The 25370-nt window shown below is 42.3% G+C and carries 16 protein-coding genes, 19 tRNA genes and 3 rRNA genes; 4 read left to right on the top strand and 34 right to left on the bottom strand.

Annotation, left to right across the window (positions count from 1 at the left end; translation table 11 throughout):
- Positions 1-172 precede the first annotated feature (172 nt).
- The 9 genes from I6H78_RS07545 to I6H78_RS07505 all read right to left on the bottom strand — a co-directional run bounded on the left by I6H78_RS07545 (position 173) and on the right by I6H78_RS07505 (position 11238).
- Positions 173-1693: an ABC transporter permease/substrate-binding protein gene (locus I6H78_RS07545; RefSeq protein WP_198459277.1), complete on the bottom strand. Its 1521-nt coding sequence runs from the start codon at positions 1691-1693 to the stop codon at positions 173-175.
- Positions 1686-2414, bottom strand: coding sequence for an ATP-binding cassette domain-containing protein (locus I6H78_RS07540; protein WP_198459276.1), 729 nt, complete (start codon positions 2412-2414; stop codon positions 1686-1688). Before I6H78_RS07540 ends, I6H78_RS07545 begins: the two co-directional genes overlap by 8 nt.
- A 72-nt stretch (positions 2415-2486) precedes the next feature.
- Positions 2487-2930, bottom strand: coding sequence for a MarR family winged helix-turn-helix transcriptional regulator (locus I6H78_RS07535; protein ID WP_198459275.1), 444 nt, complete (start codon positions 2928-2930; stop codon positions 2487-2489).
- A 143-nt stretch (positions 2931-3073) separates the two neighbouring features.
- Complete coding sequence (locus I6H78_RS07530) at positions 3074-4267, bottom strand: O-antigen ligase family protein (protein WP_025170970.1); 1194 nt, start codon at positions 4265-4267, stop codon at positions 3074-3076.
- A gap of 132 nt (positions 4268-4399) precedes the next feature.
- Positions 4400-5842, bottom strand: a complete 1443-nt coding sequence (gene gtfA, locus I6H78_RS07525) for a sucrose phosphorylase (RefSeq protein WP_198459274.1) — start codon at positions 5840-5842, stop codon at positions 4400-4402.
- A 207-nt stretch (positions 5843-6049) separates the two neighbouring features.
- Entirely contained in the window at positions 6050-6883 is an 834-nt protein-coding gene (locus I6H78_RS07520) for a carbohydrate ABC transporter permease (RefSeq protein ID WP_198459273.1), read from the bottom strand.
- A 16-nt stretch (positions 6884-6899) separates the two neighbouring features.
- Positions 6900-7772: a carbohydrate ABC transporter permease gene (locus tag I6H78_RS07515; RefSeq protein WP_198459272.1), complete on the bottom strand. Its 873-nt coding sequence runs from the start codon at positions 7770-7772 to the stop codon at positions 6900-6902.
- Between the two features lie 18 nt (positions 7773-7790).
- Positions 7791-9041 (bottom strand): extracellular solute-binding protein, encoded by a 1251-nt coding sequence (locus I6H78_RS07510; protein ID WP_198459271.1) that lies wholly within the window; start codon positions 9039-9041, stop codon positions 7791-7793.
- A 31-nt stretch (positions 9042-9072) separates the two neighbouring features.
- The gene (locus tag I6H78_RS07505; RefSeq protein WP_198459270.1) at positions 9073-11238 is read right to left on the bottom strand and encodes an alpha-galactosidase; all 2166 of its coding nucleotides are present in this window, start codon (positions 11236-11238) and stop codon (positions 9073-9075) included.
- 107 nt (positions 11239-11345) lie between these two features.
- Between I6H78_RS07505 and I6H78_RS07500 the strand changes: the two genes are divergently transcribed.
- The gene (locus I6H78_RS07500) at positions 11346-12206 is read left to right on the top strand and encodes an AraC family transcriptional regulator (RefSeq protein WP_198459269.1); all 861 of its coding nucleotides are present in this window, start codon (positions 11346-11348) and stop codon (positions 12204-12206) included.
- Positions 12203-13138: a bifunctional biotin--[acetyl-CoA-carboxylase] ligase/biotin operon repressor BirA gene (gene birA / locus I6H78_RS07495; protein ID WP_198459268.1), complete on the top strand. Its 936-nt coding sequence runs from the start codon at positions 12203-12205 to the stop codon at positions 13136-13138. The genes I6H78_RS07500 and birA overlap by 4 nt, the downstream gene beginning before the upstream one ends.
- Positions 13139-13212: 74 nt before the next feature.
- Here the strand turns inward: birA and I6H78_RS07490 are convergent.
- From I6H78_RS07490 to rlmD, 23 genes are all read right to left on the bottom strand, one after another.
- Positions 13213-13300: transfer RNA gene (locus I6H78_RS07490), tRNA-Ser, on the bottom strand.
- Between the two features lie 6 nt (positions 13301-13306).
- Positions 13307-13380 (bottom strand) — tRNA-Ile (locus I6H78_RS07485).
- A 33-nt stretch (positions 13381-13413) separates the two neighbouring features.
- Positions 13414-13484, bottom strand: a tRNA-Gly gene (locus I6H78_RS07480).
- 16 nt (positions 13485-13500) lie between these two features.
- A tRNA-Phe gene (locus I6H78_RS07475) sits at positions 13501-13573 on the bottom strand.
- Positions 13574-13576: 3 nt separating this feature from the next.
- A tRNA-Met gene (locus tag I6H78_RS07470) sits at positions 13577-13650 on the bottom strand.
- Positions 13651-13661: 11 nt separating this feature from the next.
- Positions 13662-13751, bottom strand: a tRNA-Ser gene (locus I6H78_RS07465).
- An 11-nt stretch (positions 13752-13762) separates the two neighbouring features.
- Positions 13763-13836 (bottom strand) — tRNA-Ile (locus I6H78_RS07460).
- Between the two features lie 13 nt (positions 13837-13849).
- A tRNA-Met gene (locus I6H78_RS07455) sits at positions 13850-13923 on the bottom strand.
- A 5-nt stretch (positions 13924-13928) separates the two neighbouring features.
- Positions 13929-14002: transfer RNA gene (locus I6H78_RS07450), tRNA-Pro, on the bottom strand.
- 15 nt (positions 14003-14017) lie between these two features.
- A tRNA-Arg gene (locus I6H78_RS07445) sits at positions 14018-14091 on the bottom strand.
- Between the two features lie 11 nt (positions 14092-14102).
- A tRNA-Leu gene (locus I6H78_RS07440) sits at positions 14103-14188 on the bottom strand.
- A 7-nt stretch (positions 14189-14195) separates the two neighbouring features.
- A tRNA-Gly gene (locus I6H78_RS07435) sits at positions 14196-14267 on the bottom strand.
- Positions 14268-14294: 27 nt separating this feature from the next.
- Positions 14295-14367 (bottom strand) — tRNA-Thr (locus I6H78_RS07430).
- Positions 14368-14379: 12 nt separating this feature from the next.
- Positions 14380-14461, bottom strand: a tRNA-Leu gene (locus I6H78_RS07425).
- Positions 14462-14466: 5 nt separating this feature from the next.
- Positions 14467-14539 (bottom strand) — tRNA-Lys (locus tag I6H78_RS07420).
- A gap of 24 nt (positions 14540-14563) precedes the next feature.
- Positions 14564-14636: transfer RNA gene (locus I6H78_RS07415), tRNA-Asp, on the bottom strand.
- A 2-nt stretch (positions 14637-14638) separates the two neighbouring features.
- Positions 14639-14711: transfer RNA gene (locus I6H78_RS07410), tRNA-Val, on the bottom strand.
- 4 nt (positions 14712-14715) lie between these two features.
- A 5S ribosomal RNA gene (gene rrf / locus I6H78_RS07405) occupies positions 14716-14831 on the bottom strand.
- Between the two features lie 76 nt (positions 14832-14907).
- Positions 14908-17808: ribosomal RNA gene (locus I6H78_RS07400) — 23S ribosomal RNA — on the bottom strand.
- 123 nt (positions 17809-17931) lie between these two features.
- Positions 17932-18004: transfer RNA gene (locus tag I6H78_RS07395), tRNA-Ala, on the bottom strand.
- A gap of 51 nt (positions 18005-18055) precedes the next feature.
- Positions 18056-19604, bottom strand: a 16S ribosomal RNA gene (locus I6H78_RS07390).
- The 16S, 23S and 5S rRNA genes sit together here with 19 tRNA genes alongside, the layout of an rRNA operon.
- A gap of 231 nt (positions 19605-19835) precedes the next feature.
- Positions 19836-19907: transfer RNA gene (locus I6H78_RS07385), tRNA-Glu, on the bottom strand.
- Between the two features lie 66 nt (positions 19908-19973).
- Positions 19974-21335 (bottom strand): 23S rRNA (uracil(1939)-C(5))-methyltransferase RlmD, encoded by a 1362-nt coding sequence (gene rlmD, locus I6H78_RS07380; RefSeq protein ID WP_198459267.1) that lies wholly within the window; start codon positions 21333-21335, stop codon positions 19974-19976.
- A 37-nt stretch (positions 21336-21372) separates the two neighbouring features.
- On the opposite strand from rlmD, the gene recX reads away from it, so the two are divergent.
- Positions 21373-22149 (top strand): recombination regulator RecX, encoded by a 777-nt coding sequence (gene recX / locus I6H78_RS07375; protein ID WP_198459266.1) that lies wholly within the window; start codon positions 21373-21375, stop codon positions 22147-22149.
- 88 nt (positions 22150-22237) lie between these two features.
- Positions 22238-22771 (top strand): nucleoside tri-diphosphate phosphatase, encoded by a 534-nt coding sequence (gene ntdP / locus I6H78_RS07370; protein ID WP_000775318.1) that lies wholly within the window; start codon positions 22238-22240, stop codon positions 22769-22771.
- A 69-nt stretch (positions 22772-22840) separates the two neighbouring features.
- On the opposite strand, the gene I6H78_RS07365 is transcribed toward ntdP, so the two are convergent.
- Both I6H78_RS07365 and groL read right to left on the bottom strand, forming a co-directional pair.
- Positions 22841-23608, bottom strand: a complete 768-nt coding sequence (locus I6H78_RS07365) for an epoxyqueuosine reductase QueH (protein WP_000567567.1) — start codon at positions 23606-23608, stop codon at positions 22841-22843.
- Positions 23609-23745: 137 nt separating this feature from the next.
- A complete protein-coding gene (gene groL, locus I6H78_RS07360) occupies positions 23746-25368 on the bottom strand; it encodes a chaperonin GroEL (RefSeq protein WP_198459265.1) in 1623 nt (540 codons plus the stop codon).
- Positions 25369-25370: the final 2 nt, after the last annotated feature.

The following is a 25370-nucleotide window of genomic DNA, read 5'->3' as shown; positions in this document are numbered from 1 at the left end:
ATCTGAATAGTCAAGTGTATTTACAGTAAAATTTTAGAAAATCTTGAAAATTTCTTCTTATTTTCCATTTAAAAATGAAAATCATTAATTCTGATACTAAAAAAGCTCAGACAACATTGTCTGAGCATTCTTCTGTATAGGTGTTTAACCAAGTTGAGTTTAAGTTTTCAAGCTATTTCTTCAACAAACCTTGTTCTTGTAGAAATTCTTTGGCTACTTGTTCTGCTGACTTGCCTTCGACACCAACTTGGTAGTTGAGCTGGCTCATCTGACTTTCCGTAATTTTACCAGCCAATTTATTGAGAACTGTCTCCAACTCAGGATGTTTCTTGAGAAGAGCTTCTTTCATGAGTGGCGCTCCTTGATAAGGTGGGAAGAGTTGCTTGACATCCTCCAATACCTGTAAATCATAACGCGCCAACTCTGCATCGGTCGAATAGGCATCTGTGATTTGAATATCGCCTGACTGAATTGCCTGGTAGCGAAGGGCTGGCTCCATTGTCGCTACATTGAGATTGAGACCATACATTGATTGCAAGCCCTTATTTCCATCCTCACGATCATTAAATTCGAGTGTAAAACCTGCTTTCAGCTGCCCTTCCACTTTTTTCAAGTCCGAAATGGTCTTCAAGCCATATTCTTGAGCAATCTTTTTCGGAACAGCTACAGCGTAGGTATTTTGATAAGACATGGGTTTGAGATAGGCAAGATGATCCTGTTTGGCAATGCCATCACGCGCCACTTGATAAACCTGATCTGGCTCATGACTCACTTTCGGTGATGGCTGAAGCAAACTTTCAGTCACCGTACCGGTAAATTCAGGATAGATATCAATATCCCCTTTTTTCAGAGCTTCATAGAGGAAGCTTGTTTTCCCAAAATTCGGCTTAACAGTCGCAGTCATACTGGTATTTTCCTCAATGAGGAGTTTATACATATTGGCCAAAATTTCTGGTTCTGGACCCAATTTCCCAGCAATCACCAAGTTTTCTTTCTCTTTTTGAGCTAAGAGGGCTGGACTATAAGACAGACCCAGCAATATGGTCACCAAGGCAAAACCAGAGAAAATCGTCCGCAATTTTGCTTTTTCCATCACTTTTAGTAGGAAGTTAAAGGCAATGGCGAGCACTGCAGAAGAAAGGGCCCCAATCAAAATCAGACTGGTATTATTGCGGTCAATTCCCAAAAGGATAAAGGAACCCAGTCCGCCTGCCCCAATCAAGGCCGCCAAGGTCGCCGTACCGATAATCAAGACCGCTGCCGTCCGAATCCCAGACATAATGACAGGCATGGCAAGTGGAATTTCAAACTTCTTGAGACGCTCCCACCTGGTCATCCCAAAGGCAATCCCAGCCTCTTGCAGACTTGGATCAATTCCCTTTAGCCCAGTGATGGTATTTTGCAAAATCGGGAAAATCGCATAAATCACCAGAGCTGTCAAAGCTGGCAAGGTCCCAATTCCCATCAAAGGGATAAAGAGCCCCAACAAGGCCAGAGACGGGATAGTCTGGAAAATTCCTGCAATCTGCAAGACCCAGTCCGCCATCTTTTCATGATAGCGAAGATAAACAGCCAAAGGAATCGCGATAAAAATAGCTAGTAACAAGGTCAACAGTGACAACTGCAAATGTTGAGATAGAGCTGTTACCCAGTCACCAAAGCGATCCTGAAAAGTTGATATCAAATTAGCCATGAACACTACCTCCAAACAAGTCTGCTACAAAGTCTGTTGCAGGAGCCTTTAAAATCGTCTCAGGATTCGCCACCTGACGAATCTCTCCATCCTGCAAGACAGCAATACGGTCTGCCAATTTCAAAGCTTCATCCGTATCATGGGTCACAAAAATCGTTGTCATACCAAACTCTTTATGTAATTCTTTCGTCAGAACCTGTAGCTGTTTTCTCGAAATAGCATCCAAGGCCGAAAAGGGCTCATCCATGAGGAGAATCTTAGGCTGACCAATCATGGCACGAACAATGCCGACCCGTTGCTGTTCTCCACCAGATAATTCGCTTGGAAGTCGATGCCCATACTCAGCTACTGGCAAGCCAACCTTAGCCAAAAGCTCTTCTGTTTTCGTCGCTATTTCTTCCTTAGTCCAGCCCTTCATCTCAGGAATGAGAGCAATATTTTCCGCAACCGTTAGATTGGGAAACAGAGCAATGGCCTGTAAAACATAACCAGTAGAAAGACGAAGTTCACGCTCATCATAGTCTTTGATGCGCTTGCCATCCATATAAATATTTCCATCAGTTGGTTCCAAGAGACGGTTAATCATCTTGATCATGGTCGTCTTACCGGACCCAGAAGGTCCAACTAAAACCATAAACTCCCCGTTCTCAATCCGTAAATTGACATCTCTCAAAACATCTTTTTCTGTATAGCGTAGCGCTACATTTTTGTATTCAATCATTCTTTGTCCTCAATTTAAAATTTTCCTCGGTTGGTCAAGTTACCAAACTTTTAATAACTAATTTACTCCATTCTAAACCTCATTTCCCTTCTCTTTCAGGTTAGCCAAAATTCTTTCTTGAAAGGCTTCAAACTGGCGAATTTCTTCCTCTGAGAAGCCTTTATAAAAAATAGCATCCAGTTTTTGACTGATACGATGGCCAACTTCTTTCTGAGACCAACCCCGCTCTGTCAACTTGACATATTTTTTTCTCTTATCTATTCCACATGGGCTAATGATGACCAGGTTTTGCTCCTCAAGATTCTTTATCATGGTTGTTAGCGTATTGTTAGCGAGACCAGTCGCAAGCGCAATATCTGTGGCTGTAGCGCAACCTGTCTCACTATTCCATAAAACCGCTAAAATCTTTCCTTGTTCACTCCGATAAAGGGCCTCAGGATCCTGATTCAGTAACTTTTGAAAAATCCTCCCATTCAACAAACGAATATGATGGGCTACCAAATGACTGTCTTTCATGATCCCTCCATTTTATTTCTATATCGAATTATTTTTATTGTAACACCTCTCGTTCCATCTGTCAACTATTTCGATTTAGAAATAATTTTCACCAACAAAAAAGACCTCCTACCTAGAGTAGAAGATCTTCACTATTTATTAACTTAATCTGTCATTTCGGACACCAAGGTTCGATGTTCCAGTGGTAGACTGCACATAACCAGCAAGAAGATGAATCCTGACTGTACCCAGAAAAGAGCCAAGTCAAAAATTCCATGTACAGCGACTACTGTAAGGAAGGAGAGATAAAGACCGATAATTGGTCGTTTACCAGACTCCTGACTCATATCCATCATCATGTGAACCGGGATAACCGAAGAAATGGATAGGAGAATGGTTCCAATCAAACCATAACTTAAAATAGTATCGATATAAAGACTATGCGCGTGTTCGTGGTAAGGTGCATGGATTCTCGGGAAAGAATTCATATAGGTCAGTGGACCCTCACCCCAAATCGGATTTTGCTTGAACAAAGTCATACCCGCATTCCAGATTGAAACGCGCTCCTCCATTGAAGAATCTAGCGTTCCCATACGGACACCCAAATCGCTTGAGAAGAGGAAACAAAGGCCAATCCCAAAAACTCCAATACTGAGCCAGAAGGCGCGCCAGTTTTTAATGGTTGTAAAGAGATAAATGATGGCACCAGCAATGATGGCAGGAAAGGCTGTTCTATTTTGCGTAAAATTCAAACCAAATAGATTCACAAAACCTGCTAGCACACAAAAGACTTTCAACCATCTTAACTTTGTCGTTGTAAAGAGGTAAAAGGCAATCATGATACAGAAGCAACAGATAATCCCATAGTAGTTAGGATTAAAGAAGGTGACCTCTGCACGGTTCTGGTGCCACACTTGCATATTGGGCGAAAGAAAGGCATAGTTAAATTTCTTTACAATTTGGAAATGCTCCAAAGTAGCAAAAACAGCAGAGAGCACACTACCAAACAAGATTGTCTGCAGTATCAGTCGAAAGAAAGCATGTGTCAGACGTTTCTGGTAGAAGCTAAAGAAAATGAGGAAGAGAAACATCAGTAAAGATGCAACCAATCCAAGCCAGTTCTTGGCGACGATAGAGATGATACTACTGTAGGCAATAAAAAAGAGAAGTACAGGATGTTTGGCCAATCCTTTGATAATTCCCTTCATCTCACCAGTAACGAGTAAACCTATCAAATATAAAGCAAAGAGCGCTAAGAATAAATAAAAAGGTAAAAAGATACTTATGATCATCAGATACAAAAAGAAATCTTTTTTCGAAAGCCCTCTTATCTTATCCAGTAATCCAATTGATTTCAAAACGGATCCTTTCTGTTCTGGATTTCTCCAGAAGATAAATGCTAAACTATCTTTATATTTTACCATTTTTTCCGTCATTTGGGAACAATGAACACGTTTTCGCCACAAAAAAACTCTTTCATTAATATAGCATTAGAACTGAATTTTTCTGCCATTTTCCACTACTTGATAGATCTGACTTTGCAAATCAATTTCTGCTACTGCTGTTACGGACTTGTCTTTATTTTGGCGTTTGATTACAATGCTGTGAGCTGTTGGTGTTTCAATGTCAATAGTCCCTTCTAGGTCAAAGGCCTCTGATTGATTACGGAAAGAAAATAGATTGAGAAGGGCCTTCACCACAGGACGTTGAACTTCTTCTGCTATTTCCTCATTGCTATAGTAATGGCGATTAATATTTCGACCTTCTTTGGTTTCTTCTAACAATTTCAAGTCATTTTTTCCTGCTAATAGACCCACATAGTAAACCTGAGGAATGCCTGGAGCAAAAGCTTGAATCAGACGAGCGAGGAAGTACTTGACATCATCATCTCCAAGCGCAGAATAGTAGGTTGAATTGATTTGGTAGATATCTAGATTGTTATACTCTGCACTAGAGTACTTACGTTTGACATTCGCTCCAACCTTATAGAGCTCATTTGAAGCATAGTCAATTTCCTCATCAGTCAGGATATCCTTGACATCCACCACTCCAATCCCATCATGGGTATCTAGTGTCGTAAATTGCTTCATCGGGCTCATCTTTAACCACTTAGCCAAGCGCTCTGTTCTGGAACTGTAAAGAGTATAAAGGGTTACCATTGGAAGGGCAAAATCGTAAACATAGTAATCATGGTCCGCTATTTTAAACTGAATCGAATAGTGTTCATGAATCTCAGGTAAGAGCTCTGTCCCATACTCAGCAGCGATATCTCGAACTTTGTCCAATAAATTCCAAATATCTGGTTCCACAAAGAAATCATTGGTATTCAATTTCTTCACTGCATAAGCAAAGGCATCTAGACGAATCAAATCACATCCGTTACTTGCTAGATGTTGAATCGTTTTACGGATGAATCTCATCGTTACTTCTTTGGTCACATCAAGATCAATCTGCTCCTCACCAAAAGTATTCCACAAATGTTCTACTGAACCATCTGCAAATACAATCTCTTGCTTTGGTGCACGATCCTTACGCTTGTAGATTGAATCTACATCAGACTGTGTCGGACGGTTCTCTGGCCAAAACTTGTCCCAGTTTAAAAAAAGATCTTTAAATTCACTAGCTTCATGTTTTTCTTGATAGTCCTTATAATATTTAGATTGACGAGAAATATGGTTAATCATAAAGTCAAACATAAGATAATATTTCTCACCTAAACGCTTAACATCCTCCCAATCACCAAACGCTGGATCCACTTCATCGTAGTCAACTGGTGCAAATCCACGATCCCCTGTTGATGGGAAAAATGGTAGAAGATGAACTCCCCCAATAGCATCGCCAAAATGTTCTTCCAAATTCTCATACAGGTCTTTAAGGTTATTTCCAAGACTATCTGAGTAAGTAATCAACATAGTTTTATTTTGAATGGTCATAGATGGTCTCCTTTTTCTGATGAAAGCCAAGTCTTATATGACCTGGCTTCGTAAATGAAAGATATTTTTAGATTTTTTGTTCACTTCGAACTCGTACTACTATAAACTGCAAGTAACTAAGTACTACTTTCTTGTTTTCTACATAGAATTGTCAACAAGCTGAACCGTTCGTCTATGTGTGGAATTATAAATTCCCTAAGCACTTTTTTACTTCACTGCCCCGTTACTCATTCCTGAAATGATATGTTTTTGGAAGATGAGGTAGACAATGGTTATCGTTACAATTCCCACAATATAAGATGCAAAACTTGGGCCATAGTCATTGAAGTACTGACCTTGGTAGTTGTATTGGAAGAGAGGCAAAGTCCACATCTTGGAATCCTTATTCAGAATCAACAGTGGCAGCATAAAGTCATTCCAGAACCAGAGAGCATTGATAATCAAAGTTGTCGCATGCATGGGCTTCAACATTGGAAAGATGATTCGACGATAAATTGTAAAACGATCAGCCCCATCAATTTCTGCAGCTTCATCTAAACTATCTGGTATACTGATTTTAATATAACCAACATACAAGAAGAGAGTCTGTGGAATTGCATAAGTTAGATAGAGTATTACTAGCCCCCACATATTCGCTAGACCGAGTTTACTCATCATAACTGTGATGGGAATCATAATCACCTGAAATGGAACAAATATCCCTAAGATCAAGAGCGAATACATAATTGCAAAGGCTTTTTTCTTGGACATATTTCGAGCAATGGAATAAGCTGCAGCTGGTATAAAGAAAGCTACTACAATCAATGATAACACCGTAATAACTGCTGAATTCCAGAAATAGCCTCCAATTCCATCCGAAATTAATCGTTCATAATTACTTAGGGTAAAAGGATTGGGCAAACTAAAGAAATGATTCATGATATCCTTAGTTATTTTGAAAGAACTAAATACTGTTACCAATAAAGGAACAAGTATAAGAATACCACCGACTATCAAGAGGACATATTTCCAAAACTGATTCAATTTTTCTTCTTTTTTCATGTGTAGGACTCCTCTATTAGATTTCAAATTTCTTTGATAGCTTGATTTGGATCAGAGAAACAATTCCAATAATTAAGAATAAAATCAAGGCAATTGCATTCGCATATCCATATTGATTACTCTTGAAGGCATAATTGTAGACTAAAAGTCCAAGAGACGTTGTAGCATTATTTGGACCACCACTCGTCAAGGCAAAAATCTGGTCAAAGGCTGTCAAACCGGACTTAAGTGCCAGAATAAAAACCATAGAAATCGTTGGCAGCAAATAGGGCAATTCAATCTTCCAAAAAGTTTGTTTGCTTGTTGCACCATCAATTGATGCTGCCTCTAAAATATCATTTGGAATACTCTGAAGACCAGCAAGAAAGAGAATAATTGGCATTGCTACTCCTTGCCATAGAAGAACAAAAATAGTTGCCACTACCGCTCCGACTGGTGTCCCCAATAGACTCTCTTGTAAAAAACCAATCCCTAAAATTCTTCCAATCGTTGGAAGCCCATAGTTGAAGAATTGTTTAAAAATCAAGGAAACTGTCAAACCAGACAAAACAGCCGGGAAAAAGAACCAAGCTCTAAAGAAGGTCTGCCCCTTCATCTTAGAATTTAAGGCTCGAGCCACAACCACCCCAATCGTAATCTCTCCAATAATCAATGCCAGAGTTAAAATCAAAGTAAAGGATATAGCTGTGAAGAATTTCCCATCAATCATCAGCAGTTTGTAGTTATTCAAACCAACAAATTTATAATTATAGGTTAATCCAGTCCAGTTCGTCAAACTATAGAAAGCACCTTGCACCATTGGAAAGTAAAAGAAGATAGCTTGTAAAGCAAGCGGGATGAATAAAAAAGTCCAACCCCAGTATTTATTTAAAAATTTTCGAATAGCCATATCATCTTAACTCCTATTCTAGTCCAAATCTGCCTTCATTGGATTAAAGAAAGCATTGAGATTGTTTGCCATATTTTTCAGATTTTTATCCATCAAGTAACCTGCACTTAGATTAAAAAAGTCTTCTTCAGAATTCCAGTGTTGGCCCAACCAAACATAATGTTTGTCAGTAAATGCCAGTTTAGAAATCTCTGTAAGCGCTGAGTCTTCTTTTTCCTGTATGCCTTTTACAGCAACTGGTGATCCATCTACATCATAATATGACTGCATAGCTTTTGGACTAGTCATATAGCTGATAAATTCTTCGGTTTCCTTAGGGTGTTTGGTAGTAGCTGAAGTTGATAATGCCATATCCCCTGCACCAACAGTGACTTCTTTTCCTACTTCTTCTCCAGGAAAAGCAAACATCCCCACCTCAAATTTTGGATCCTGTTGATTAATTGCGGCTAATGCCCATGATCCTTGTGGCATCATCAAGGCTTTTCCACTCGAAAATGCTACCACCGCATCATTATAAGAGGCACCACGCCAACCATCTTGAGCATTATCTGCTAATAAATCGAGTCGTTCTGCATCTGCTTTTAAAATAGCATCATCTGCAGAGATGGCGTTTGGTTTTGAAAAGCGAAGGTAATTATTAGCCGCGCCTCCACTACCCGTAAGAGTAATGAGAGAAAGTTGGTGGTAACCATTTAATGTCCAGCCTTCATTGCCTGCAACCGCAAATGGAGAATTCCCACTATCTTTTATTTTTTTAACAATCTCTTGAAACTCTTTAAAAGTCTTCGGTTCCTCAAGTCCTAATTCTTTAAACTTTGTTTTATTGTAATAAATTCCATAGAGGTTAGCCGTTAAAGGCACACTATAAACCTTGTTATTGATTGCATACTTTTCGGCATAGTCATTCTTGATGTTCTCAAGATAGGGTTTTCCTGTCATATCTGCAAAATAGCCTGCCTTCGCCCACTCCTGAAAATCCATATTTTGAGGATAGATATTAATAATATCTGGAACATCTCCTGATAAAATCCGAGTCTTCAGAACAATTCCAGCTGCGGGTACTGTAGTCAGCTTCACATCAATATTAGGGTGTTCCTTTTCAAAATCATCCACTATCCTTTGCAAGGTGTCTGCCATCTCGGTCTTCTGGTTAAAAAACTCAATCGTTACCTTACCATCAGCTGATTGATTATTCTGACCACAAGCCACTAAGCCTAGTAAACTTGCCCCAGCTACTAAAAGAAAACCTGCTTTCTTATACCATTTCATTGGAATGCCTCCTTGATAAATTTATACGCTTTTAGTATAGTCTTTTGAATTTATACTGTCTACTCAAAAAATCTCCTGGTGATAAGGTAACAGTTAAACCTGCATACATGAGCTCTGCACCCGAGTAAACAATGTTTGTCCCTTCCAGTTCATAAAGCCCTTCCACTTCTAAGTCTTTCAGTTTCAAGGTGGTTTCCATTGTTTCCACAACTGATAGGACTCGGACGTAGGTTACAATCGTTTGATTTCCATAGTTAAATTGTACAGCTGCTTCATTGGATTCAGCATTGGGATTGATTAACCTATACTGTTTTCCCAACTGGACTACTGGTCGCAATTCTTTATACAAGTTCACCTGATTAGCAATCTCAGCTTTCTCATCATCTGATAAACTTGTCAAATCAAGCTCATAACCCAAATTTCCCATCATTGCTACATGACCACGAGTTTCCAATGGTGTCATTCGTCCCATCTGATGATTTGGTACTGCTGACACATGAGCCCCCATAGAAATGGTTGGATAGAGATAGGATGAACCGTATTGAATTGGTAAACGTGCAATGGCATCAGTATTATCACTAGCCCAGACTTGTGGGAAATAGCGCATCATGCCAAGATCATTTCGTCCACCACCACCAGAGCAGGACTCAAAGAGAATATGACTGTGTTTCTCTGTCAGATAAGAAACGAGTTCGTAAAGCCCCAACATATACTGATGAGACTGCATCTGGGTTTCCAGATAAACTGAACCATTCCCCAGATTAGTGATATTGCGGTTCATATCCCATTTGATGTAGTCAATTTTATGATGAGAGAGGAGTTCATCTAAAACATTTTTCAAATATTCTACTACCTGAGGATTGGCAAGATTAAGTACTAATTGATTTCGAGAATAGGTATGCTCATAACCTGGAACCTGAATAGCCCAGTCAGGATGTTTACGATACAAGTCGCTATCAACAGAAATCATCTCCGGTTCTAACCAAAGCCCAAACTGTAAATCTCTTTCATGGATCGCTGAAATCAGACTTTCAAGACTTCCACCCAATTTTTCCTCATTAACACGCCAGTCACCTAAAGCACGATTATCATCAAAGCGATTACCAAACCACCCATCATCTAATACAAAAAGTTCTATTCCAATTTTCTTAGCTTCATCTGCCAACTCTAACAGTTTTTCTCTCTGAAAGTCAAAGTAAGTAGCTTCCCAATTATTGATTAGAATTGGACGTTCTTTTTTAGAAAATTCACTTGGCATAATATGCTTAAGTACAAAATTCTGACTTTCATGACTAATACCAGTTAATCCCTTATCTGAATAGGTCACTAAAGCTACCGGTGTTTCAAAATTTTCCTCAGCATCTAACTTCCAAGAAAAGTTTTCTGGATTAATCCCAATAGCCACCCGAACTTCATTCAGTTGATTCTTTTGAACAAAAGCTTCAAAGTTTCCACTATACAGTAGTTGCAGAGCAAACACATTCCCAGCATCCTCTGTAACTTCTTGATCACATAAGAGAAGAGCTGGTGTTTGAGCATGCCCAGAAGCTCCACGATTCGAACTAATCGAAAAGATTCCTTGTTCTACCTGTTGACGTCGGACAGTCTTTTCACGAGCATAAGCTCCTTGTAGAGTCACTATTTCGTAAGCTGCAGCAGGAAAATCAGCCATGAAAGAAAAGTCCTTATGGATGACAACTTCCTGATTGCTATTATTTTCCAATTTGCTGTAGCTAGCAATTGTCGCATCATTATCAAAAGCTGTATAATACAAAGTCAGACTAAGTTGAGCCTTAGGATCTTTTAAAATCAAGGCAAGCGTCTCTGTAGCATCCATGCTGTGTGGAGAAGGTAAGCCCTGTGGACCATTCTGACCTTTTAAAATCTTTGCTTCTACAAATCGAAAGTCTGTTACTTCAGTTGCATCATGTTGAACCTGTAAAGTTGGTTTTCTAAAGTCACCCAAACCATGTTGCCCAAAAATTTGGCGTTGCGTATCCAAACTAAAGGTTCGATTAGTAGCTATGGGATTACCTGAAAAAGCATGATCGCGTTCATAAACACTATTAGAACCTCTATAGTTCTTAATAGTCTTTCCTAAATGTTTTAATAATAAGAACCCATCCCTATTTTCAATAATCAAACTTAGACCTTTACTCTCAACGTAAAATAGATTATTCTCTATCCGAATTCCCATAAATTGTACCTCATTGATTTCTTAATAAAATTTTAGCAAATAAAAGCGCTTTCTAAAATAGAGAAATGTCTACAAAGTATGGTAAAATGTTAGGTAGGAGGTAGCACATGCTCGTTTTTTCAGAATACCAGACTGGAACAATTGATCTTTCTCTTAGCTTTTACGGCTATGAAGAATGCACGCCTAACTACTCTTTTGGCCCAGCTATTCGAGATACCTATGTACTCCATTACATTACTAAAGGAAAAGGTCAATTCCATTATAAGGGGAAAATTGTTGATTTAAAGGTAGGAGATTTCTTTTTACTAAAACCAGATGAATTAACATTCTATCAAGCAGATAGCCAGGATCCTTGGGCTTACTACTGGTTGGGGATCACTGGAGGAAGAGCACCTGACTACTTTGCTCTATCTCAAATTTCTGACCAATCCTACCTAATCCAATCTGAAACTAGTCATACCCAGACAACTGCAAAACTCGTTGAAAATATTGTCCGTTTCGCTCAGATTACAAAATCAAATGAATTGGCTCAACTCCACATCATGGGACAACTCCATGAACTGATGTTTCATCTAGGAACTATTGCTCCTAATCAGAAAAAAGAGAATATTTCATCAACCCACCAACTCTATCTTGACTGCAAACGATTAATTGATAGTCACTATCCACAATCGCTCACCATTCAAGATTTAGCAAAAGAGCTATCGGTTCATAGAAGTTACTTAACTAGTGTGTTTAAAGAATTTCACCAACTCTCTCCAAAAGAATATTTACTTTTCGTTCGAATGAACCGTGCTCAACAGTTACTAGAGCACACCAATGAAACAATCAAAGTCATTGCATATTCTGTAGGTTTTTCAGATCCACTACATTTCTCAAAAGCCTACAAACAGTTCTTTCATAAAACACCTAGTCAAACTCGAAATGAATACGCTCACTCCCTCTTAGCTAGAAAGGAAAATCAATGAAATCACACCAATTAGTCTACCAAATATTAGCTAGAGAAAACGATTATGTCAGCGGAGAGAAAATCGGAGAAGAACTGAATTTAAGCCGCACGTCCATATGGAAAGCGATCCAACGTCTTCAACAAGAAGGGCTAGAAATTGACAGTATCAAAAATAGAGGCTACAAGCTTATTCAAGGCGATCTGATATTGCCTGATTTGATTCAAGAGAAAACAAACTTAACCATTCACTACAAACCTGAGACCAAATCAACACAAACAGATGCAAAAGAAGGGATTGAGGCTGGAAACCAAGGAAATACACTCTATCTTTCAACCTGTCAAACAGCAGGTCGTGGCCGCTTTCAACGCCCCTACTATTCTCCATCTCAGGGGGGAATCTATATGTCCTTGCATATTCAACCAAACCTTCCCTACGAAAAACTCCCATCCTATACTCTCCTTGTAGCTGCTGCAGTCTACAAAGCCATTAAAAATCTAACTATGATAGAAGTAGATATCAAATGGGTGAATGACATATACTTTAAAAATAAAAAGATAGCAGGCATCCTCACCGAAGCAATGACATCAGTTGAGACGGACTTGGTTACAGATGTCATTATCGGACTTGGTATAAATTTTTCTATAGCAGACTTCCCAGATGACCTAAAAGAAAAAGCAGGTAGCCTATTTATGCCACCTGCATCAATTAGTCGTAATGAGCTCATCAGCGAAATATGGAATTGTTTCTACAATACGGATTCAGATGAACTACTTTATATCTATAAAGAAAGATCAATCGTTCTTGGAAAAGAAGTTACCTTCCAGCTAGATGGAAAATTGACAAAAGGTCTTGCAAAAGAAATCTCAGAATCTGGTCAACTTCAAGTCGAACTTGAAGATAAACATACTATCTGGCTAAATAGCGGAGAAATATCACTAACAAGATGGTAATAAAAAAATCCCCCTTTTAACGATTTAGAAGGGGGATTTAAATACAAAAAAAGAGCCTAGCAGCTCTTAACGTACGGAGAATGGGGGATTCGAACCCCCGCGCCGGTTACCCGACCTAACGATTTAGCAAACCGTCCTCTTCAGCCTCTTGAGTAATTCTCCTATTAATGGGCACGAGTGGACTCGAACCACCGACCTCACGCTTATCAGGCGTGCGCTCTAACCACCTGAGCTACGCGCCCAAGTTCAAAAACTTGGTATGAACTTTCGTTCAAAGCGGGTGACGAGAATCGAACTCGCGACAACAGCTTGGAAGGCTGTAGTTTTACCACTAAACTACACCCGCTTAATAAAACAAAATATGGCGCGAGACGGAATCGAACCGCCGACACATGGAGCTTCAATCCATTGCTCTACCAACTGAGCTACCGAGCCAAATTGCGGGAGCAGGATTTGAACCTACGACCTTCGGGTTATGAGCCCGACGAGCTACCGAGCTGCTCCATCCCGCGTTAATATAAAAAGGAGGATGTGGGATTCGAACCCACGCACGCTTTTACACGCCTGACGGTTTTCAAGACCGTTCCCTTCAGCCGGACTTGGGTAATCCTCCATTATTTACAATGGACCTTGTAGGACTTGAACCTACGACCACTCGGTTATGAGCCGAGAGCTCTAACCAGCTGAGCTAAAGGTCCAACAAGATCAATATAGCGGCGAAGGGGATCGAACCCCCGACCTCCCGGGTATGAACCGGACGCTCTAGCCAGCTGAGCTACACCGCCATAAATCGGGAAGACAGGATTCGAACCTGCGACACCTTGGTCCCAAACCAAGTACTCTACCAAGCTGAGCTACTTCCCGCGTTAAATAAAAAAATGCACCCTAGAGGAGTCGAACCTCTAACCGCCTGATTCGTAGTCAGGTACTCTATCCAGTTGAGCTAAGGGTGCTCATCATTATATGCCGAGGACCGGAATCGAACCGGTACGATCGTTACCAATCGCAGGATTTTAAGTCCTGTGCGTCTGCCAGTTCCGCCACCCCGGCCTCTCTAAGCGAACGACGGGATTCGAACCCGCGACCCCCACCTTGGCAAGGTGGTGTTCTACCACTGAACTACGTTCGCATCGACCTCTTATTCTATATAAAAAAATGCCGGCTACATGACTTGAACACGCGACCCTCTGATTACAAATCAGATGCTCTACCAACTGAGCTAAGCCGGCTACTTTCTATTATGCGGGTTAAGGGACTTGAACCCCCACGCCGTTAAGCGCCAGATCCTAAATCTGGTGCGTCTGCCAATTCCGCCAAACCCGCAAATATGACCCGTACTGGGCTCGAACCAGTGACCCATTGATTAAAAGTCAATTGCTCTACCAACTGAGCTAACGAGTCTAAAATAACTGCCGTTATCTTAAACGGTCCCGACGGGAATCGAACCCGCGATCTTCGCCGTGACAGGGCGACGTGATAACCGCTACACTACGGGACCTATGGGAGTTAACGGGATCGAACCGCTGACCCTCTGCTTGTAAGGCAGATGCTCTCCCAGCTGAGCTAAACTCCCTCGAGCTAAGCGACTTCCATATCTCACAGGGGGCAACCCCCAACTACTTCCGGCGTTCTAGGGCTTAACTGCTGTGTTCGGCATGGGTACAGGTGTATCTCCTAGGCTATCGTCACTTAACTCTGAGTAATACCTACTCAAAATTGAATATCTATCAAATCTCAAGAAAACCTTACACTTCGTATTCTCAGTTACTTTGGATAAGTCCTCGAGCTATTAGTATTAGTCCGCTACATGTGTCGCCACACTTCCACTTCTAACCTATCTACCTGATCATCTCTCAGGGCTCTTACTGATATAAAATCATGGGAAATCTCATCTTGAGGTGGGTTTCACACTTAGATGCTTTCAGCGTTTATCCCTTCCCTACATAGCTACCCAGCGATGCCTTTGGCAAGACAACTGGTACACCAGCGGTAAGTCCACTCTGGTCCTCTCGTACTAGGAGCAGATCCTCTCAAATTTCCTACGCCCGCGACGGATAGGGACCGAACTGTCTCACGACGTTCTGAACCCAGCTCGCGTGCCGCTTTAATGGGCGAACAGCCCAACCCTTGGGACCGACTACAGCCCCAGGATGCGACGAGCCGACATCGAGGTGCCAAACCTCCCCGTCGATGTGAACTCTTGGGGGAGATAAGCCTGTTATCCCCAGGGTAGCTTTTATCCGTTGAGCGATGGCCCTTCCATACGGAACCACCGGATCACTAAGCCCGACTTTCGTCCCTGCTCGAGTTGTAGCTCTCGCAGTCAAGCTCCCTTATACCTTTACACTCTGCGAATGATTTCCAACCATTCTGAGGGAACCTTTGGGCGCCTCCGTTACCTTTTAGGAGGCGACCGCCCCAGTCAAACTGCCCGTCAGACACTGTCTCCGATAGGGATTACCTATCCGGGTTAGAGTGGCCATAACACAAGGGTAGTATCCCAACAACGTCTCCTTCGAAACTGGCGTCCCGATCTCTTAGACTCCTACCTATCCTGTACATGTGGTACAGACACTCAATATCAAACTGCAGTAAAGCTCCATGGGGTCTTTCCGTCCTGTCGCGGGTAACCTGCATCTTCACAGGTACTAAAATTTCACCGAGTCTCTCGTTGAGACAGTGCCCAAATCATTACGCCTTTCGTGCGGGTCGGAACTTACCCGACAAGGAATTTCGCTACCTTAGGACCGTTATAGTTACGGCCGCCGTTTACTGGGGCTTCAATTCATACCTTCGCTTACGCTAAGCACTCCTCTTAACCTTCCAGCACCGGGCAGGCGTCACCCCCTATACATCATCTTACGATTTAGCAGAGAGCTGTGTTTTTGATAAACAGTTGCTTGGGCCTATTCACTGCGGCTGACTTAAAGTCAGCACCCCTTCTCCCGAAGTTACGGGGTCATTTTGCCGAGTTCCTTAACGAGAGTTCTCTCGCTCACCTGAGGCTACTCGCCTCGACTACCTGTGTCGGTTTGCGGTACGGGTAGAGTATGTTTAAACGCTAGAAGCTTTTCTTGGCAGTGTGACGTCACTAACTTCGCTACTAAACTTCGCTCCCCATCACAGCTCAATGTTATAGATATAAGCATTTGACTCATATCACACCTCACTGCTTAGACAGACACTTCCATTCGTCTGCTTTAGTTAGCCTACTGCGTCCCTCCATCACTACATACTCTAGTACAGGAATATCAACCTGTTGTCCATCGGATACACCTTTCGGTCTCTCCTTAGGTCCCGACTAACCCAGGGCGGACGAGCCTTCCCCTGGAAACCTTAGTCTTACGGTGGACAGGATTCTCACCTGTCTTTCGCTACTCATACCGGCATTCTCACTTCTATGCGTTCCAGCACTCCTCACGGTATACCTTCTTCACACATAGAACGCTCTCCTACCATACCTATAAAGGTATCCACAGCTTCGGTAAATTGTTTTAGCCCCGGTACATTTTCGGCGCAGGGTCACTCGACTAGTGAGCTATTACGCACTCTTTGAATGAATAGCTGCTTCTAAGCTAACATCCTAGTTGTCTGTGCAACCCCACATCCTTTTCCACTTAACAATTATTTTGGGACCTTAGCTGGTGGTCTGGGCTGTTTCCCTTTCGACTACGGATCTTAGCACTCGCAGTCTGACTGCCGACCATAATTCATTGGCATTCGGAGTTTATCTGAGATTGGTAATCCGGGATGGACCCCTCACCCAAACAGTGCTCTACCTCCAAGAATCTTTATGTCGACGCTAGCCCTAAAGCTATTTCGGAGAGAACCAGCTATCTCCAAGTTCGTTTGGAATTTCTCCGCTACCCACAAGTCATCCAAGCACTTTTCAACGTGCCCTGGTTCGGTCCTCCAGTGCGTCTTACCGCACCTTCAACCTGCTCATGGGTAGGTCACATGGTTTCGGGTCTACGACATGATACTAATGCGCCCTATTCAGACTCGGTTTCCCTGCGGCTCCGTCTCTTCAACTTAACCTCGCATCATATCGTAACTCGCCGGTTCATTCTACAAAAGGCACGCTCTCACCCATCAACGGGCTCGAACTTGTTGTAGGCACACGGTTTCAGGTTCTATTTCACTCCCCTCCCGGGGTGCTTTTCACCTTTCCCTCACGGTACTGGTTCACTATCGGTCACTAGGGAGTATTTAGGGTTGGGAGATGGTCCTCCCAGATTCCGACGGGATTTCTCGTGTCCCGCCGTACTCAGGATACTGCTAGGTACAAAGACTATTTTAAATACGAGGCTGTTACTCTCTTTGGCTGATCTTCCCAAATCATTCTTCTATAATCTTTGAGTCCACATTGCAGTCCTACAACCCCGAAGAGTAAACTCTTCGGTTTGCCCTCCTGCCGTTTCGCTCGCCGCTACTAAGGCAATCGCTTTTGCTTTCTCTTCCTGCAGCTACTTAGATGTTTCAGTTCACTGCGTCTTCCTCCTCACATCCTTAACAGATGTGGGTAACAGGTAGTACCTGTTGGGTTCCCCCATTCGGAAATCCCTGGATCATCGCTTACTTACAGCTACCCAAGGCATATCGTCGTTTGTCACGTCCTTCTTCGGCTCCTAGTGCCAAGGCATCCACCGTGCGCCCTTATTAACTTAACCTTATTTTCTGACCTTTCAGTCATAAACTCTTATTAATACTACAGCGTTTCGGTTTATTTTCTTGTTACTATTTGATATAGATATTCAATTTTCAATGTGCATTACTTGGTGATCTCTCACCAATGGAGCCTAGCGGGATCGAACCGCTGACCTCCTGCGTGCAAAGCAGGCGCTCTCCCAGCTGAGCTAAGGCCCCACAAGACCTCTCAAGACTAAACAAGACCAATGTGCAGTTCCTTATCCTTAGAAAGGAGGTGATCCAGCCGCACCTTCCGATACGGCTACCTTGTTACGACTTCACCCCAATCATCTATCCCACCTTAGGCGGCTGGCTCCTAAAAGGTTACCTCACCGACTTCGGGTGTTACAAACTCTCGTGGTGTGACGGGCGGTGTGTACAAGGCCCGGGAACGTATTCACCGCGGCGTGCTGATCCGCGATTACTAGCGATTCCGACTTCATGTAGGCGAGTTGCAGCCTACAATCCGAACTGAGACTGGCTTTAAGAGATTAGCTTGCCGTCACCGGCTTGCGACTCGTTGTACCAGCCATTGTAGCACGTGTGTAGCCCAGGTCATAAGGGGCATGATGATTTGACGTCATCCCCACCTTCCTCCGGTTTATTACCGGCAGTCTCGCTAGAGTGCCCAACTGAATGATGGCAACTAACAATAGGGGTTGCGCTCGTTGCGGGACTTAACCCAACATCTCACGACACGAGCTGACGACAACCATGCACCACCTGTCACCTCTGTCCCGAAGGAAAACTCTATCTCTAGAGCGGTCAGAGGGATGTCAAGACCTGGTAAGGTTCTTCGCGTTGCTTCGAATTAAACCACATGCTCCACCGCTTGTGCGGGCCCCCGTCAATTCCTTTGAGTTTCAACCTTGCGGTCGTACTCCCCAGGCGGAGTGCTTAATGCGTTAGCTACGGCACTAAACCCCGGAAAGGGTCTAACACCTAGCACTCATCGTTTACGGCGTGGACTACCAGGGTATCTAATCCTGTTTGCTCCCCACGCTTTCGAGCCTCAGCGTCAGTTACAAGCCAGAGAGCCGCTTTCGCCACCGGTGTTCCTCCATATATCTACGCATTTCACCGCTACACATGGAATTCCACTCTCCCCTCTTGCACTCAAGTTAAACAGTTTCCAAAGCGTACTATGGTTAAGCCACAGCCTTTAACTTCAGACTTATCTAACCGCCTGCGCTCGCTTTACGCCCAATAAATCCGGACAACGCTCGGGACCTACGTATTACCGCGGCTGCTGGCACGTAGTTAGCCGTCCCTTTCTGGTAAGATACCGTCACAGTGTGAACTTTCCACTCTCACACTCGTTCTTCTCTTACAACAGAGCTTTACGATCCGAAAACCTTCTTCACTCACGCGGCGTTGCTCGGTCAGACTTCCGTCCATTGCCGAAGATTCCCTACTGCTGCCTCCCGTAGGAGTCTGGGCCGTGTCTCAGTCCCAGTGTGGCCGATCACCCTCTCAGGTCGGCTATGTATCGTTGCCTTGGTGAGCCGTTACCTCACCAACTAGCTAATACAACGCAGGTCCATCTGGTAGTGATGCAATTGCACCTTTTAAGCAAATGTCATGCAACATCTACTATTATGCGGTATTAGCTATCGTTTCCAATAGTTATCCCCCGCTACCAGGCAGGTTACCTACGCGTTACTCACCCGTTCGCAACTCATCCGCTCGGTGCAAGCACCAAGCTTCAGCGTTCTACTTGCATGTATTAGGCACGCCGCCAGCGTTCGTCCTGAGCCAGGATCAAACTCTCATTAAAAGTTTGAGTTCTCACTCATTTCTGTCACTGACAGATTTATTGTTTTTTCATTGTTCAGTACTATAACCTCAGTTATAGTGCCCTGCACATTGGTTCGTCTTGTTCAGTTTTCAAAGGTCTTTGTCACTCATTCTCTCTCAAGCGACAACTATATTAGTATATCACAGCCATCTGTCTCTGTCAACAGATTTTTTGAACTTTTTTTCAAGTTTTTTTAACCGCAATACACCATAGTCCGTACGGGATTCGAACCCGTGTTACCGCCGTGAAAAGGCGGTGTCTTAACCCCTTGACCAACGGACCTGAGCTTTTCAACTCTTTCTATTATACCTACTTTTTTACCTTTGTCAAGAACTTTTTTCAGTGAAGTTAATTTTTTCTTTTCTTCACTAACTTAACAACTGCTTCTGTTCGTGCAGTGTGAGGAAACATATCAACCGACTGGATATACTGGAGATCATAGACTTTTACTAGTTTAACCAAATCTCGCGCCAAGGTCGAAACATTGCAGGATACATAGACCATTCTTTCTGGAACATAGGTCAGTATGGTATTCAACAGCTTATCATCTAAGCCTGTACGAGGAGGGTCGACTATCAGGGCATCTGCTCGGTAGCCATCTTTATACCAGCGTGGAATAATCTCTTCAGCTGTTCCCGCTTCGTAATGGGTATTGTCAAACCCCATTCTCTGAGCATTTCGCTTAGCATCTTCAATGGCTTCTGGAATAATATCCATTCCTCTGAGACTCTTGACCTTATTTGCGAAGGCAAATCCGATCGTCCCAACACCGCAATAGGCATCGATTAGATGGTCTTCTTTGCTGACATCCAGAGCCTTAATTGCTTCACTATAGAGAATTTCTGTCTGCTCCGGATTAAGTTGATAAAAAGCTCGGGGCGAGAGAGAAAACTCATAGTCGAGTACTTCTTCTTGAATGCTCTCTTGGCCCCAGATAATTTCCGTCTTTTCACCATAGATTTCACTTGTTTTTGCTGTATTTGTATTGACAGCAACCGTGACAACTTCTGGAAAATCATTGACTAAATCTTCGACCAGTTGATTTAAATTAAGCTGGCGATTTGTGACAATGATAATCTGAACTTGCCCCGTTTTTCTTGCTCTGCGTACCATGATGGTGCGAACACCGAGCGTTTTTCTCTCATCTGTAATTGGAATTTGGTGGTAAGTAAGAAGTTCAGCTAGGCGATTCGCTATTACTTGGGTTTCCTTATCTTGCACCAAGCAGTCTTTCAACTCTACGAGATAATGAGAGTTTTGCGCATACAAACCTGCCTTGACCTGATTTTTAAATTTCCGAGTCTGGAATTGAAGCTTAGCACGGTAGTACTTGGGTTCCTGCATTCCGATAGTTGGACGGATTTCATAGTTTTCATATCCCGCAGGGGCAAATTTTTTCAGGGCTTGGTGGAGCAGATCCGTTTTGAACTCTAACTGTTTATCATAGTGGAGGTGCATGATTTGGCAACCACCACATTCATTATAAATCGTACAAGCTGGTACGACTCGAAATTTTGACTTCTTATTAACCTTTAGTAATTTTGCTTCAACAAAGTTACGTTTAATAGAAGTAATCTGACAATAGATATCTTCTCCTTTGAGGGCACCTGGCACAAAAACGAGGGTTTTCTGGTAGAAACCGATTCCCTCACCATTGATACCCATCCGCTTGATTTTTAAAGGTATTTTTTGTTTGACTTTCAGATTCATACCCCTATCTTATCACATTTTAGGGTATAATAGAACTATGAAAATCACAAAACTTGAAAAGAAAAAACGCCTTTACCTGATGGAACTAGATGGACAGCAAACCTCTTATATCACGGAAGATACTATTGTCCGTTTTATGCTGTCTCGAGATAAGGTCATTAGTAAAGAGGAACTGACCGAGATTCAGGATTTTGCCCAGTTTTCTTATGGTAAGAATCTCGCTCTCTACCATTTATCCTTCAAGGCCCGTACTGAAAAGGAAGTGCGAGAGTATCTGAAAAAGTATGATATTGATGAAAAAATAACTAGTCAAGTTATCGCTAATCTTAAAGAAGACAACTGGATTAATGATCGTCAGTATGCCTACTCTATTATCAATGCCAATCAACTTTCTGGAGATAAGGGACCTTATGTGCTAGCTCAAAAACTATCTCAAAAAGGGATTGCCAAATCAACTATTGAAGAGGTTTTAAAGGATTTTGATTTTTCAGAGGTTACTCATCGTGTGGCGGAGAAACTACTTAAAAAATACACGGGAAAGCTTCCCGCTCGTGCCTTGCAGGATAAGATTATTCAAAACTTGACCAACAAAGGCTTCTCCTATGCTGATGCTAAAAGTGCCTTTGATGACTTGGACAGTCAAGTCGACCAAGAAACGACTCAAGAACTCATTTTTAAAGAGCTAGACAAACAATATGCTAAATATGCTCGAAAGTATGAAGGATACGAACTTAAAAAGCGTTTAACCCAAGTTTTAGCTCGAAAAGGCTATGATTTTTCGGATATAGCCAGCGCTCTCAGAGAATATCTTTAATATTTTCGTGTAAAATTCAAAAAAATTAGACCGATTTATGATATAATAGTAAACGATAAACTTATAAATTGTAGAAAGTTGGTTAGTTATGAAACTTCCAAAAGAAGGCGACTTTATTACAATTCAAAGTTATAAGCATGATGGGAGTCTTCACCGTACTTGGCGGGACACCATGGTACTAAAAACAACAGAGAACGCCATTATCGGCGTCAACGACCACACACTTGTTACCGAAAGTGACGGTCGTCGTTGGGTGACTCGAGAACCGGCTATTGTTTACTTTCACAAAAAATATTGGTTTAATATCATAGCTATGATTCGCGATAATGGGATTTCCTACTATTGCAATATGGCTAGCCCCTACTATCTAGATGAGGAAGCCCTGAAATACATTGATTACGATTTGGATGTCAAGGTCTTCACTGATGGTGAAAAACGTCTCTTGGACGTTGAAGAATATGAGCGCCATAAACGCAAAATGAAGTATTCTGATGATTTAGACTATATTTTGAAAGAGCATGTTAAAATCCTTGTTGATTGGATCAACAATGGACGCGGTCCTTTCTCAGAGGCCTATGTCAACATTTGGTACAAACGCTACATAGAACTAAAGAATCGGTAAAGTTGTCAAACCTGGGTGAGAGCCCTGGTTTTTTATTTGAAAAACCCAGCCTGGAAGCTGGGTTAATTGCTATATATCTAATTTAGTGACAGTAAACTTGATATGAGAATAGTCTTTTTCAACATCCTTATCCAGCAAAAAAGCTGTGGCATCCTTCTTAACCTGAACAAGATCAATGTTCTGAGCTTGAGCTGCATAGACGCATCCACAATAACATTGACGATAAATATCATACTCCTCGCACATCTCCACCGAACGCTTGTAGCCTTGGTTTTTCTTGAAATCACTTGGGAGATAGTGGGTAGTATAAATCTTTTGCACATCGATTCCGATGCTGTTGATGGTTTGAGAATTCTTATGGGGACTGATGGTCAAAGCTGAACCAAAGTAGTCGAAGCCCAAGTCCATAGCTACCTGTGCTGTTTTATCCAGACGGTAGTCAAAACAAACCTTGCAACGATCGCCGCCTTCTGGTTCTTCTTCCAGTCCTCTGACTAACTTCCGGTATTCATTTGGTTCGTAGGGCGCTTCTAAATACTGGACCGTATTTCCTGTTCGCTCATTGAAATCACTGACAAATTTCTTGGTGACGTAAGCCCGCTTATGGTATTCTGCCTTGGGATGGATATTGGAATTGGCAAAATAGATAGTCACATCCGCGTATTTGGTCAGGTATTCTAGGGTGTAGGTACTACAAGGAGCACAACAGACATGCATGAGAATAGTGGGACGTTGCTCATTTTTCTCCCAAACCTGAACCATTTTCTGCATGACACGGTCATAATTAATCTTCTGATTGGGATTCATCTTGCTCAGAATTTCTTCTACATCAATCATGTTCTTCTCCTTTTACTATTAGTTATTTTACCATATATCACCAACCAGCTCAAATCGATTTTTGAACCGGATACTAAAAAAGGAGGGATACCTATCCCCTCCTTTTTTATTTTTATTGAATGGTTTGATCTGAAACCTTACATCATTCCGCCCATCATGCTTGGATCCATTGCTGGAGCTGGGGCTGCTGGTTCTGGTTTATTGGCTACAACTGCTTCTGTTGTCAAAATCAAGCTGGCTACAGATGCTGCATTTTGAAGGGCAGAACGACTAACCTTAACTGGGTCGATGATCCCCTCTTCAATCATATTGACCCACTCGCCTGTTGCTGCGTTGAAACCTGTGCCAACTTCCGCATTTTTCAAACGGTCAATAACAATAGAACCTTCGAATCCTGCATTGTGGGCGATTTGACGAACAGGTTCTTCCAAGGCACGGAGAACAATATTGCGTCCTGTTGCTTCATCTCCTGTCAATTCCAAATCAGTTACGGCTGGAATGACATTGGCAAGAGCAGTTCCACCACCAGCAACGATTCCTTCTTCAACGGCTGCACGAGTAGCGTTAAGGGCATCTTCAATGCGGAGTTTCATTTCTTTCAACTCAGTTTCAGTTGCAGCTCCGACCTTGATAACTGCGACACCACCTGACAATTTAGCCAAGCGTTCTTGGAGTTTTTCACGGTCGAATTCAGAAGTTGTTGTTTCGATTTGAGATTTGATAACCGAAACACGGTGAGAAATGGCTTTAGGATTGCCCGCACCTTCTACGATAACCGTACTGTCTTTGTCCACAGTCACTCTAGCGGCTTGACCAAGCGCTTCAATCGTCGCGTCTTTCAACTCAAGACCAAGATCTTCTGTGATGACGGTTCCGCCTGTCAAGATGGCGATATCTTCAAGCATTGCTTTGCGACGGTCACCAAAGCCAGGGGCCTTAACTGCTACTACGTTGAAGGTTCCACGAATCTTGTTCAATACAAGAGTCGGAAGAGCTTCGCCATCCACATCATCTGCAATAATCAAGAGTGGACGATTGCTTTGGAGAATGCTTTCTAGAAGTGGCAAGATTTCTTGGATATTTGAAATCTTCTTATCAGTAATCAAGATGTATGGATTTTCAAGGTCAGCTACCATTTTTTCATTGTCAGTAACCATATACTGTGATAGATAACCACGGTCAAACTGCATACCTTCCACAACTTCGAGCTCTGTTTCCATACCACGTGACTCCTCAATGGTGATGACTCCGTCTTTGCCAACTTTTTCCATGGCTTCAGAGATGTATTCGCCGACTTTCTCAGAACGAGAAGATACGGCAGCAACCTGAGCGATAGCTTCTTTATTGGCAACTGGAATAGCATTGTTTTTCAAGGCTTCTACAGCTGCGGCAACCGCTGCTTCAATCCCACGACGAATGCCAATTGGGTTGGCACCTGCTGTGACGTTCTTGATTCCTTCACGTACGATAGCTTGGGTCAATACAGTTGCAGTTGTCGTTCCGTCACCTGCGATATCATTGGTCCTTGAAGCGACTTCTGATACCAACTTGGCACCCATATTTTCAAAATGGTCTTCTAGTTCAATTTCTTTGGCAATGGTTACACCGTCATTGGTGATCAAGGGTGAGCCAAATGATTTTTCCAACACAACATTACGACCTTTTGGTCCTAAGGTTACTTTAACTGTGTCTGCTAGGATATCAACACCACGAACCATAGCTGAACGAGCATCAGATGAAAATTTAATTTCTTTTGACATAC

The organism is Streptococcus oralis (assembly GCF_016127915.1).
GTDB classification, from domain to species: Bacteria; Bacillota; Bacilli; order Lactobacillales; family Streptococcaceae; genus Streptococcus; species Streptococcus oralis_BO.
This window is presented reverse-complemented; position numbering and strand designations above follow the sequence as displayed.